This is a genomic window from Streptomyces sp. NPDC006309 (genome assembly GCF_040613095.1).
Taxonomy (GTDB): domain Bacteria; phylum Actinomycetota; class Actinomycetes; order Streptomycetales; family Streptomycetaceae; genus Streptomyces.
In genome coordinates, this window is record NZ_JBEXRO010000003.1 from 441,211 (window position 1) to 453,427 (window position 12,217).

General features: G+C 72.3%; 11 protein-coding genes. 8 read left to right on the forward strand and 3 right to left on the reverse strand.

The window, feature by feature from the left end:
• Both ABZ117_RS06845 and ABZ117_RS06850 read right to left on the reverse strand, forming a co-directional pair.
• Complete coding sequence (locus tag ABZ117_RS06845) at positions 1 to 255, reverse strand: MoaD/ThiS family protein (protein ID WP_356818073.1); 255 nt, start codon at positions 253 to 255, stop codon at positions 1 to 3.
• Positions 256 to 311: 56 nt separating this feature from the next.
• Complete coding sequence (locus ABZ117_RS06850; RefSeq protein ID WP_356818074.1) at positions 312 to 1,163, reverse strand: alpha/beta fold hydrolase; 852 nt, start codon at positions 1,161 to 1,163, stop codon at positions 312 to 314.
• Positions 1,164 to 1,344: 181 nt separating this feature from the next.
• Here ABZ117_RS06850 and ABZ117_RS06855 point away from each other — a divergent pair, with 181 nt between their 5' ends.
• The 7 genes from ABZ117_RS06855 to ABZ117_RS06885 all read left to right on the forward strand — a co-directional run bounded on the left by ABZ117_RS06855 (position 1,345) and on the right by ABZ117_RS06885 (position 9,167).
• Positions 1,345 to 2,142, forward strand: coding sequence for a response regulator transcription factor (locus ABZ117_RS06855; RefSeq protein WP_356818076.1), 798 nt, complete (start codon positions 1,345 to 1,347; stop codon positions 2,140 to 2,142).
• 95 nt (positions 2,143 to 2,237) lie between these two features.
• Positions 2,238 to 3,263, forward strand: coding sequence for a LacI family DNA-binding transcriptional regulator (locus ABZ117_RS06860; RefSeq protein WP_356818078.1), 1,026 nt, complete (start codon positions 2,238 to 2,240; stop codon positions 3,261 to 3,263).
• 97 nt (positions 3,264 to 3,360) lie between these two features.
• Complete coding sequence (locus ABZ117_RS06865; protein WP_356818080.1) at positions 3,361 to 4,398, forward strand: trypsin-like peptidase domain-containing protein; 1,038 nt, start codon at positions 3,361 to 3,363, stop codon at positions 4,396 to 4,398.
• Positions 4,399 to 4,456: 58 nt separating this feature from the next.
• Entirely contained in the window at positions 4,457 to 4,693 is a 237-nt protein-coding gene (locus ABZ117_RS06870; RefSeq protein ID WP_356818082.1) for a hypothetical protein, read from the forward strand.
• 90 nt (positions 4,694 to 4,783) lie between these two features.
• Positions 4,784 to 5,518 (forward strand): response regulator transcription factor, encoded by a 735-nt coding sequence (locus ABZ117_RS06875; RefSeq protein WP_356818083.1) that lies wholly within the window; start codon positions 4,784 to 4,786, stop codon positions 5,516 to 5,518.
• Positions 5,515 to 6,966 carry a HAMP domain-containing sensor histidine kinase gene (locus ABZ117_RS06880; protein ID WP_356818085.1) on the forward strand — a complete coding sequence of 484 codons (1,452 nt, stop codon included), beginning with the start codon at positions 5,515 to 5,517 and terminating at the stop codon, positions 6,964 to 6,966. The genes ABZ117_RS06875 and ABZ117_RS06880 overlap by 4 nt, the downstream gene beginning before the upstream one ends.
• A gap of 125 nt (positions 6,967 to 7,091) precedes the next feature.
• Positions 7,092 to 9,167, forward strand: coding sequence for a pectinesterase family protein (locus ABZ117_RS06885; protein WP_356818087.1), 2,076 nt, complete (start codon positions 7,092 to 7,094; stop codon positions 9,165 to 9,167).
• Positions 9,168 to 9,257: 90 nt separating this feature from the next.
• Here ABZ117_RS06885 and ABZ117_RS06890 read toward each other — a convergent pair whose 3' ends face one another.
• Positions 9,258 to 11,042 (reverse strand): bifunctional metallophosphatase/5'-nucleotidase, encoded by a 1,785-nt coding sequence (locus ABZ117_RS06890; protein ID WP_356818089.1) that lies wholly within the window; start codon positions 11,040 to 11,042, stop codon positions 9,258 to 9,260.
• A gap of 130 nt (positions 11,043 to 11,172) precedes the next feature.
• On the opposite strand from ABZ117_RS06890, the gene mshD reads away from it, so the two are divergent.
• Positions 11,173 to 12,099, forward strand: coding sequence for a mycothiol synthase (mshD, locus tag ABZ117_RS06895; RefSeq protein ID WP_356818091.1), 927 nt, complete (start codon positions 11,173 to 11,175; stop codon positions 12,097 to 12,099).
• Positions 12,100 to 12,217 lie beyond the last annotated feature (118 nt).

Here is a 12,217-nt window from a genome sequence, read left to right on the forward strand (position 1 = left end):
TCACCCTCCTGCGAACGGCGGGAGCACCTCGACCGTGCCGCCCTCGGCCAGCCGTACCGTCTCATGCGCCCGGGTCCCGGCCGGGTCGCCGTCGACGAGGAAGGAGCACCGCTTCAGCACGCGCGTCAGCTCACCGGGGTGGCGCGCGCGCACGGCGGCCAGCGCGTCGGCCAGTGTGTCCGCCTCGTACGGCTCCTCGGCGACCTGGGCCGCGGCCTTGGCGGCGGCCCAGTACCGCACCGTGACCTTGGGCATCTCGATCCTCACTCGACGGCAGGAAAAGACATGGACGAAGACAGTGTGGGGTCAGGCTAGCCCGCCGCCGACACCGCCCAGTCCCCGATCCGGGCCAGCAGGGCGTCGTCCGCCGCGTTCTCCGCGTGGCCCATGCCCGCCTCCACCCAGAGTTCCGCGTGGTCACCGGCCGCCTCGGCGAGCATCCGGGGGTGGTCGAGGGGGAAGTAGCCGTCCCGGTCACCGTGCACGACCAGCAGCGGGGTGGGGGCGATCCTCGGGACCGCCTGCACCGGGGAGAGCGGTACGGGGTTCCAGTCCCGGTGATGGATGCGCGTGCGCAGGCCGTAGCGGCCGACCAGGCGGCCCGCGGGGCGGGTGACCAGCCAGTGCAGGCGGCGCATGGGTGCCGTGCCCCGGTAGTACCAGCGGGCCGGTGAACTCACCGAGACCACGGCGTCGACCGTGCCCGGGTGCAGCGCCGCGTGCCGCAGGACGACCGAGCCGCCCATGGAGAAGCCGAGGGTCACCACGCGCGCGTGCCCGAGGCCGCCGGCCCACTCCACGGCGGCGGCGAGGTCCAGCACCTCCTTGTCACCCACCGTGGACCGGCCGCCGGAGCGTCCGTGGCCGCGGAAGGAGAAGGTGACGACCGCGCCGTGAGCGCCCAGGACGCGTGCCACCCGGCGCACGTGCGGCCGGTCCACGTCCCCGGTGAACCCGTGGGCGATCACGAACACCAGGTCACGGGCGGGTGCACGGGAGGCGTCCGGGGATGCCGAGGGCACGGCGGCGCCGGGATCGTATACGGCTTCGACCGCGATTCCGTCGGCCGTGCGCAGAAACGTCCGGATAGGGCCCCGTCTGCCTGTCTCGGCATTCGGACGAATGGTGGAACCTGCCACATGACCTGCCGGACGGTTGCTCATGTGGGCTATTCTGCTGGGCAGAGGACTCGGGCAGCGTAGCCCCCGGGTCCTTTCGTGCTTTCGGAAGCGTTGTATACGAAGCGGGAAACCTCAGGTGACCGCCGGTGTACGGGGCCTTCGGGATCGCAGAGCAGTGCCGCACCGCACACGTCCTCGCAGGGACCGAGGAGGAACCAGACGTATGAGTTCTCTGCTGCTCCTGACCAACGCCCTCCAGCCGTCGACGGAGGTGCTCCCCGCCCTCGGCCTGCTCCTGCACAACGTGCGGGTCGCCCCGGCGGAGGGCCCCGCACTGGTCGACACCCCGGGCGCCGACGTGATCCTGGTCGACGGCCGCCGCGACCTCCCACAGGTGCGCAGCCTGTGCCAGCTGCTGCGCTCCACCGGACCCGGCTGTCCGCTGGTCCTCGTGGTCACCGAGGGCGGCCTCGCCGCCGTCACCGCCGAGTGGGGCATCGACGACGTGCTCCTCGACACCGCCGGTCCCGCGGAGGTCGAGGCGAGACTGCGGCTGGCCATGGGCCGCCAGCAGATCGTCAACGACGACTCCCCGATGGAGATCCGCAACGGTGACCTCTCGGTGGACGAGGCGACCTACTCCGCGAAGCTCAAGGGCCGGGTCCTCGACCTGACCTTCAAGGAGTTCGAGCTGCTCAAGTACCTCGCCCAGCACCCGGGCCGGGTCTTCACCCGCGCCCAGCTGCTCCAGGAGGTGTGGGGCTACGACTACTTCGGCGGCACCCGGACGGTCGACGTGCACGTACGGCGGCTGCGGGCCAAGCTCGGCCCGGAGCACGAGTCGCTGATCGGGACCGTACGCAACGTCGGCTACCGCTTCGTCACGCCCGAGAAGCCCGAGCGGTCCGCCGACAAACCCGAACGCTCCGCCGACGAGGCACAGGCCAGGACGGGCCGGCCCACGACGCACGACACGCCGACCGCCGTCCTGGACGGCGTCGAGATCCACGCCGAGGCTTAGGGCCGGGCGGCAGGGCCCGGGCGGGGTGCCCGGCCCGGCCGGCCGGGATGTGATACGCCCTGCCCAGGGCGGGTCAATCCGCGTAGACTCCGCGCGTGGCCAAGGTGACTCGGGATGATGTGGCACGGCTGGCGGGGACCTCCACCGCCGTCGTCAGTTATGTCATCAACAACGGACCCCGGCCGGTCGCACCGGCCACGCGCGAGCGTGTCCTCGCCGCGATCAAGGAGCTGGGGTACCGGCCCGACCGGGTCGCCCAGGCGATGGCGTCCCGCCGCACGGACCTCATAGGCCTGATCATCCCGGACGCCCGCCAGCCGTTCTTCGGCGAGATGGCGCACGCGGTCGAGCAGGCCGCCTCCGAGCGCGGGAAAATGGTCCTCGTCGGCAACACCGACTACATCGGCGAACGCGAGGTCCACTACCTGCGCGCCTTCCTCGGCATGCGGGTCTCCGGACTCATCCTCGTCTCCCACGCGCTGAACGACAGCGCCGCCGCCGAGATCGACGCCTGGGACGCCCGGGTGGTGCTGCTGCACGAACGCCCGGAGGCCATCGACGACGTCGCCGTGGTGACGGACGACCTCGGCGGCGCCCACCTCGCCGTGCGCCACCTGCTGGAACACGGTTACGAGTACGTCGCCTGCATGGGCGGCACGGCACAGACACCGGCCGTCGGCGACCCCGTGTCCGACCACGTCGAGGGCTGGCGGCGGGCCATGACCGAGGCCGGCCTGCCCACCGAGGGCCGGCTGTTCGAGGCGCCGTACAACCGCTACGACGCCTACCGCGTCGCCCTGGAGCTGCTCGCCGGCCCGCACCGGCCGCCCGCGGTGTTCTGCTCCACCGACGACCAGGCGATCGGCCTGCTGCGGGCCGCGCGCGAGCTGCGCATCGACGTGCCCGGGAAGCTCGCGGTGGCCGGTTTCGACGACATCAAGGAGGCCGCGCTCGCCGACCCGCCGCTGACCACGGTTGCCTCCGACCGCTCGGCGATGGCCCGGGCCGCGGTCGACCTGGTGCTGGACGACGGGCTGCGCGTCGCCGGGTCGCGGCGCGAGCGGCTGAAGACGTTCCCGTCCCGGCTCGTGGTGCGGACCTCCTGCGGCTGCCTGGGCTGACCGGCCCGGCGGGCCTTCGTACCGGGCGGACGAGGTTCTGCCGGGCTTCTCAGGGTGCACTCAGGAAGCTCTCATGGTCGCGGGGGACTCTTGTGTCATGACCGAGAGCATCCGCCGCAGCGGCGAGTACGGGTACGACGACACCCAGGGCGCGTACCCCCAGCAGCACAGCTACTCCGCTCCCGTGAACCCCGAGTGGCCGCCCCCGCCGCCGTACGCGCCGCTGACGGCGGCCGGCGCCCCGGAACCGGCGCCGCGGCAGACGCGCCGCCGCAGGCCGGTGGCCCTGCTCGCGGCGGTCGCGATCGTCGCGGCGGCCGTCGGCGGCGGCACCGCCTACGCCTTCCAGGAGCTGTCCGGCACGGACAGCGTCGCCGTCGCCGGCAGCAGCACCACCGTGGTGCCGGCCGCCAAGAAGGGCGACGTCGCCACGATCGCCGCGGCGGTCAGCCCCAGCGTGGTCGAGATCAACGCGACGCTGAGCAACGGCACCTCCACCGGCTCCGGTGTGGTCATCACCTCCGGCGGCGAGATCGTCACCAACAACCACGTCATCTCCGGCGCCACCTCGGTCAAGGTGCGCACCAGCGACGGCAGGAGCTACCCCGCCCGGGTCGTCGGCACCGACAGCTCCAAGGACCTCGCCCTGATCAAGGTCCAGGGCGCCTCGGGTCTGAGGACGGCCGCGCTCGGCGACTCCGGCAGCGTCCAGGTCGGTGACACGGTCGTCGCGATCGGCTCCCCCGAGGGCCTGACCGGCACCGTCACCAGCGGCATCGTCTCCGCCCTGAACCGGGACGTCACCGTGCCCACCGAGGAGGGCCAGAGCCAGGGCCAGGGCGGCGACGGACAGTGGCCGTTCCAGTTCGGCGGCCGTGAGTTCAACGGCGACACCGGCTCGTCCACCACCACGTACAAGGCCATCCAGACCGACGCGTCGCTGAACCCCGGCAACTCCGGCGGTGCCCTCATCGACGCGAGCGGTCACATCATCGGCATCAACTCCGCGATGTACGCGTCGAGCGCGCAGTCGTCCTCGTCCTCGGACGCGGGCAGCGTCGGCCTCGGCTTCGCCATCCCCGTCAACACCGTCGAGTCCGACCTGGCCAAGCTCAGGTCGGGTGCACAGAACTGACGGCCGCCCGGCCGGCACCCGTCCGGCCGGCGTCCGTCCAGCCAGCAGGGAGCACGTCATGATCCAGCAGGTTTCGCACCAGGAAGCGGGCCGCGGCCCGGCCGACCTGACCGTCGCCCTCTCGGTCGCCCACGAGCTGCACGCCCTCGCGAGGACCGACCGCGCCCCCGAGGTCGTCCCCACCCCGGTCCCCGAGCTGATGGGCCTGCGCACCTCCGCCGCCCGGCCGCACCGGCGCAAGGTGCCGCTGAACCGACTCAACACGATGCGCAGCCTGAGCGCGCTCGGCGTCTGAGGCCCGGCCTGCCCGCTGTCCGGCCCGGGACCGTGCGAGGCTGGAAGCCCCCGACCGGGCCACCCACCACACCCCGAGGAACCGCGAGCGATGAGCCCCGCCGAAGGCGACCGTGACCCCCAGCGCATCCTGATCGTCGACGACGAACCGGCCGTACGCGAGGCACTCCAGCGCAGCCTCGCCTTCGAGGGGTACGACACCGAGGTCGCCGTCGACGGCGCGGACGCGCTGGACAGGGCCACCGCCTACCAGCCGGACCTGGTCGTCCTCGACATCCAGATGCCGCGCATGGACGGCCTGACCGCGGCCCGCCGCATCCGCGGCGCCGGAGACACCACCCCCATCCTGATGCTCACGGCCCGCGACACGGTCGGCGACCGGGTCACCGGCCTCGACGCCGGCGCCGACGACTACCTGGTCAAGCCGTTCGAGCTGGACGAACTCTTCGCCCGTATCCGCGCCCTGCTGCGCCGCAGCTCCTACGCGGTCACCGTGTCCGCCGAGGCCCAGCAGGACGACGCCCTCACCTTCGCCGACCTGCGCATGGACCTGTCGACCCGGGAGGTGACGCGCGGTACCCGGCAGGTGGAGCTGACCCGCACCGAGTTCACGCTCCTGGAGATGTTCATGGCCCATCCGCGCCAGGTCCTCACCCGCGAGCAGATCCTCAAGGCGGTCTGGGGCTTCGACTTCGAGCCGTCGTCCAACTCCCTCGACGTCTACGTCATGTACCTGCGCCGCAAGACCGAGGCCGGCGGCGAGCCCCGCCTCGTGCACACCGTGCGCGGCGTGGGCTACGTCCTGCGCCAGGGCGGCGCCGAGTGAACCAGCTGGTGCGCCGCTACCGGGCGCTGCCGATCCGCGCCCGGCTGGCGATGCTGGTCGCGGCGGCGGTCGCGTTCGCGGTGGCGGCGGTCTCGGTGACGTGCTGGTTCATCGTGCAGCGCAAGCTGTACGACCAGCTGGACGAGGACCTGAAGAAGTCGCTGCGGGCCACCACGCAGACCGACCAGCTCCGCGACACCCTCGAGCACTGCACCGACACCCCGCAGAGCAACGGCCTGTTCCGGGACCGGTACTCCCAGGTGGTCACCGAGGACGGCCAGGTCTGCCTGTTCGGCGGCGCCTCGGGCAGGATCCGGGTCACCCAGGGCGACAAGTCCGAGATCGCGGACCTGAAGCCCGGCGTCATCTACTTCCGCAACGGGACCGACAGCGGGGGCAACGAGCTGCGGGTGCTCACCCAGCCGTTCGGACCCACCTCCACCGCGAGCGGCGAACCGGGCCCCAACATCGGTGTGCTCGTCGCCCTGCCGCTCAAGAGCACCGAGAAGACGCTCAACGATCTCGCCCTGGTCCTCCTCCTGGTGTCCGCGATCGGCGTCGTCGGCGCCGGAGCCGCCGGCCTCGCGGTCGCCCGGGCCGGGCTGCGTCCGGTCGACAAGCTCACCGAGGCCGTGGAACACGTGGCCCGCACGGAGGACCTGACGATCCGCATCCCCGTCCAGGACGACAGCGAGGACGAGGTGGCCCGGCTCTCCCGGTCGTTCAATTCGATGACCGCCTCCCTGGCCAGCTCCCGCGACCTCCAGCAGCAGCTGATCGCGGACGCCGGCCACGAACTGCGCACGCCGCTGACGTCGTTGCGGACGAACGTCGAACTCCTCAGCCGCAGCGAGGAGACCGGTCGTCCCATCCCGCCGGCGGACCGCAAGGCGCTGCTCGCCTCGGTGAAGGCGCAGATGACCGAACTGGCCGCCCTCATCGGCGACCTCCAGGAGCTGTCCCGCACGGAGAACCAGCGCGGCGAGCGGGTCCAGGTCACCGCGTTCCAGGACGCGGTCGAGGCGGCCCTGCGCCGGGCACGGCTGCGCGGCCCGGAAGTGAAGATCACCGCCGACCTGGAGCCCTGGTTCGTCCGGGCGGAACCCTCCGCGCTGGAGCGGGCGGTCGTCAACATCCTCGACAACGCGGTGAAGTTCAGCCCCGGGGGCGGCACGGTCGACGTGCGGCTGAGCGGGGGCGAGCTGACGATCCGCGATCACGGACCCGGCATCCCCGAGGACGAACTCCCCTACGTCTTCGACCGGTTCTGGCGCTCCCCCAGCGCCCGCGCCCTGCCCGGCTCGGGCCTCGGCCTGTCGATCGTCGCCCGTACGGTCCGGCAGGCGGGCGGCGAGGTCACCCTGGCCCGCGCGGAGGGCGGCGGCACGGTGGCGACCGTACGGCTGCCGGGGGCGCCGACCCCGCCGCCGGAGACACCGGCCGGCTGAACGGCCCCACGCCGGTCCGGCAGCCCCCCCGGGCGCCGGACCATCCGCCTCCCCGGCGGCAACCTTCCCCCGGCCCGCGGCGACTGCACAGCAGCACCCGCCCGGATCACCGACTGGAGCCGCCCATGAGCCCCCGCGTCCCCCGCCCCCCTCGCTCCCGGCACCGCAGAAGCCGTACGGCGCTCGCGTGCGGGCTGCCGCTCGCGCTCGCCGCCGGCGGCGCCCTCGGCTACGGCTTCCTCGCACCCGGTGCCCAGTCGCGGGCCTCCGCCGCCCCCGCCCCCGCGGCCGCGCCGGCCTGGGCCACCGCCACCGCGGACGGCTTCGCCTCGGTGCACGCCCTCGGGCAGAACGGCACGTACGGCGGCCGGGGCGGCCGGCTCGTCACCGTGCGGACACTCGCCGACCTGGAGAAGTACGCCACGGCCGACAAGCCGTACGTCATCGTCGTCGCCGCGGCGATCACGATGGACCCGGTCGGCAAGGAGATCAAGGTCGCCTCCGACAAGACGATCATCGGTTCCGGCACCTCGGGACAGATCGTCGGCGGCGGCTTCTTCCTCGGCCAAGGCGTCCACAACGTGATCATCCGGAACCTGACCATCCGGGACGCCTACCAGGGCGTGTGGAACGACAAGGAGCACGACTTCGACGGCATCCAGATGGACGGCGCCCACCACGTCTGGATCGATCACAACGACATCCGGCACATGGCCGACGGACTCATCGACAGCCGCAAGGACACCACCTACCTGACCGTGTCCTTCAACCGGCTCGGCCAGGAGAACAAGGCGTTCGGCATCGGCTGGACCGAGAACACCACCGCCGACATCACGATCCACCACAACTGGATCCGCGAGACCGAACAGCGCAACCCGTCCACGGACAACGTCGCCCACGCGCACCTGTACAACAACTACCTGGAGGACGACCCGGGCACGGCGATCACCTCCTCGTACGGCAACTACGCGCGCGGCAGGACCGACATGCTGCTGGAGAACAGCTACTTCCAGGGCATCACCAACCCGGTGATCAGGGACGCCACCGCCACCCTCGTCCAGCGCGGCAACGTCTTCTCCGGCACCACCGGCCGCAACGAGAGCGGCGGCACGGGCGCCGCCTGGGACCCGCGGAGCTACTACGGCTACACCCTCGACAAGGCCGCCGACGTGCCGTCCGTCGTGAAGTCCGGTGCCGGTCCGCGCGGGTCGCTCGGTACGACGCCCGCCACCACGACGAAGGCCACCACCACGCTCACCGTCGCCAAGGACGGCTCGGGCCGGTACTCGACCGTGCAGGCCGCCGTGAACGCCGTACCCGCGAACAACCCCTCCCGGGTCGTCATCGCCGTCAAGCCGGGCACCTACCGGGAGACCGTCCGCATCCCGGCGGACAAGCCGCACGTCACCCTCCGGGGCACCGGCACCAGCCGCAAGGACACCGTCATCGTCTACGACAACGCCTCCGGCACGAGGAAACCCGACGGGTCGGGCACCTACGGCACCGGCGGCAGCGCCACCGTCGCCGTCGAGGCCGACGACTTCCAGGCCCGCAACCTCACCATCGCCAACGACTTCGACGAGCGCGCCCACCAGGACATCGCCCAGCAGGCGGTCGCCCTGCGCACCGCCGCCGACAAGGTGTTCCTCGACGGGATCATCGTCAGCGGCGACCAGGACACCCTGCTCCTCGACACCGCCGCCAAGGACAGACTCGGCCGCGTCCACCTGACCGACTCCTACGTCACCGGCAACGTCGACTTCATCTTCGGCCGGGCCACGGCGGTCATCGACAGGTCGGTCATCACCCTGAAGAAGCGGTGGGACGGCAGCTCCGCCGGCTACGTCACCGCGCCCAGCACCGCGGCCGGCCGCAAGGGCATCCTGATCGCGGACTCGGCCGTGACCGGCGACGTCGCCGACCGCACCTTCTACCTGGGGCGGCCCTGGCACGCCGGCGGCGACGCCACTCTCGACCCGCAGACCACCGTCCGCGACACCACGCTGAGCGCGGCGGTCAGGACCGCGCCGTGGACCGACATGAGCGGCTTCTCCTGGAAGGACGACCGCTTCGCCGAGTACCGCAACACGGGGGCGGGCGCGGGCCCCGCGAGCGCCGACCGGCCCCAGCTCAGCGACGCCCGCGCGGCGGACCAGGAGGTCGCCGACTGGCTCGGCGACTGGACGCCCACCGCGTCCTGAACCCGCCGGCCGCGCGACAGCGGTGGCTCCGCACCCGTCGTCACGGGTGCGGAGCCACAGGGGTCTCACGGCAGGGGTTTCACCCGGGTCTCACCGCACGACGGTGATCCGGTCGGCTTTCGGCGGGGCCATCGGGCCGCTCGCCGACGAGTGCGCCGTCAGGTAGTCCGCCAGGGCGGTCAGGTCGTCCCTGCCCACCAGGTCGCCCGTGCCCTGTCCCAGGGTCGGGAAGCCGTCGCCGCCGCCCGCGAGGAAGCTGTTGGTGGCGACGCGGTAGGTGGCCTCCGGGTCGACCGGCGTGCCGTTCAGCCGGATCGAGTCGGTCACCACGCGGTCCGCGCCCGACTTCGTCAGGTCCAGCGTGTACGTCAGCCCCGCCGACGGCTGGAGAATCTTCGGCGCCGCCTCGTTGACCCCGCTCACCTGCTCCTTCAGCACCTGGACCAGCTGGGCGCCGGTGAAGTCCTGGAGGTTGACGGTGTTGGCGAACGGCTGGACCGTGAAGCCCTCGGCGTAGGTGACCACGCCGTCGCCCTCGGTGCCCTTGGCCGCGTAGGTCAGTCCGGCCCGCACCCCGCCGGGGTTCATCAGGGCCAGGCTGGTCCTCGGGTCGAGTGCGCGGCCGTGGGCGAGCTGCGCGTCGGCGATCAGGTCGCCCATCGGGGACTCGGTGCCGGTGTTGTCCACGTCGGCGGAGATGTAGCCGATGGGGCGGTTGCCGATGGGGGCCGCCAGGGTGTTCCAGCGGGAGATCAGGTCGGTCATGTCCGGTGCCCTGGGGACGTCCCGGGTGACCACGTGGTTCGCGGACCTCACCGCCGTACGCGCGATGTCACCGGTGCGGCGGTCGTAGGTCAGCGTGGTGTCCGTGTAGAGCCGGCCGAAGGAGGCCGCGGAGGTCACCATGCGGGGCCGGCCGGACGGGTCGGGGACCGTGCAGACGTACGCCTGGTGGGTGTGGCCGGTGACCAGGGCGTCCACCGCCGGGGTGACGTTCCTGGCGATGTCCACGATCGGGCCGGACAGGCCGGTGCCGGCGCCCGGGGAGTCGCAGTCGTAGTTGTAGCTGCCGGAGGCCGGGTAGCCGCCCTCGTGGATGAGGGCCACGATCGACTGCACACCCTGGCGCTGGAGCACCTTGGCGTACTTGTTGATGGTCTCGGCCTCGTCCTTGAAGGCCAGCCCCTTGACGCCGTCCGCGGAGACGATGCCCGGGGTGCCCTCCAGGGTGACGCCGATGAAGCCGATGCGGACGTCCTTCTTCTTCCAGATCCAGTACGGCTTCAGGATCGGCTTGCCGGTCCTCTCGTCCTGGACGTTCGCGGCCAGGTAGGGGAAGTCCGCGCCCCGGAACCTCTCGCCGGTGTAGCAGCCGTCCGTCGGGTGGCAGCCGCCGTTCTGGAGGCGGGCCAGCTCCCGGGCGCCCTCGTCGAACTCGTGGTTGCCGACCGAGGTGACGTCCAGGTCCAGCTTGTTCAGCGCCTCGACGGTCGGCTCGTCGTGGAAGAGGCCCGACAGCAGCGGGGAGGCGCCGACCATGTCGCCGCCGGCCGCGGTGATCGAGTACGGGTGGCCCGCACGGGCCTGGCGGAGATGGGTGGCGAGGTACTCGACACCGCCCGCGTCGACCGTCTTCGTCGTACCGTCCGGCTGGAGTTCGCTGACCCGGCCGGAGGAGCCGGCCGGCGGCTCCAGGTTGCCGTGCAGGTCGTTGAAGGAGAGCAGCTGCACGTCCTGGTAGCGGCCGGGACGGCTCCCGCCGTCGTGCGCGCCGGCCGGGAGCGCGGCGGTGAGCGCGGCCATCGTGGCGAGGCCTGCGGCGGTGGCGAGAAGACCGTACGTGCGACGTCCGGTGCGCCGGGGCGCGGCTGGCATGGGGACCCCCCTGTGGGTCGGCTGTGCTGGCTCGGCGCAGCCTAGGGTCAACGCGCGTAGCGCGACAGGGGGTTCAGGGTCACATCCTGGTTTCGGCACTTCCCGGCGCCCGCCCCGTACCCTCATACGCATGAGCAGCGACGACGCCGTACGGGCCTTTCCCTCCCGCTCCATCGAGACCTACTCCGCGCTCACCCCGGACCGGGCCGAGGCCGTGCTGCACCTGCTCGGCGAGGCCGCCCGGGTGGACGGCCAGCAGCCGGTGTCCGAGCAGGGCCGGCTCCAGCTGCGCGGAGGTGCCCGCCCGGGCGTCTCCCATCTGCTGCTGACCGTCGACGGGGAACCCGCCGGCTATGCCCAGCTGGAGGACACCGACCCGGTGGAGGCGCCGGCCGCCGAGCTCGTCGTGCACCCGGCGCACCGCGGGCACGGACACGGCCGGGCGCTCGGCTCGGCCCTGCTCGCCGCCTCCGGCAAGCGGCTGCGGGTGTGGGCGCACGGCGGGCACCCGGCCGCCCGGCACCTCGCCCAGGTCCTCGGACTGACTCTCTTCCGCGAACTGCGCCAGATGCGGCGCTCGTTGACCGATCTGGAGCTGCCCGCCCCGACACTGCCCGAGGGCGTGACCGTACGCGCCTTCGTGCCCGGCAAGGACGACGCGGCCTGGCTCGCGGTGAACGCCGCCGCCTTCGCCCACCACCCGGAGCAGGGCTCGCTGACCCAGCGGGACCTGGACGCCCGCAAGGCCGAGCCGTGGTTCGACCCGGCCGGGTTCTTCCTCGCCGAGCGGGACGGGGAGCTGATCGGCTTCCACTGGACCAAGACGCACGCCGAGGAGGGGCTGGGCGAGGTGTACGTCGTCGGCGTGCGCCCCGGGGCGCAGGGCGGCGGCCTCGGCAAGGCCCTCACCACGATCGGCCTGCGCCACCTGGCCGCCCAGCAGCTGCCGGCCGCGATGCTCTACGTCGACGCCGACAACAAGGCGGCGGTCTCGGTCTACGAGCGCCTGGGCTTCCGGGTCCACGAGACGGACCTGATGTACCGCACGGAGACGTGAGCCCCACCGGCCGCACCCGCGCGTGAGGGACCCCGGCGGCATCCGGAGCCGGGGTCCGGCGGAGGGAAGTTGACTTTGGCGCACCCTTGCACCACCCTTTCACTACTTGATTAGTGAA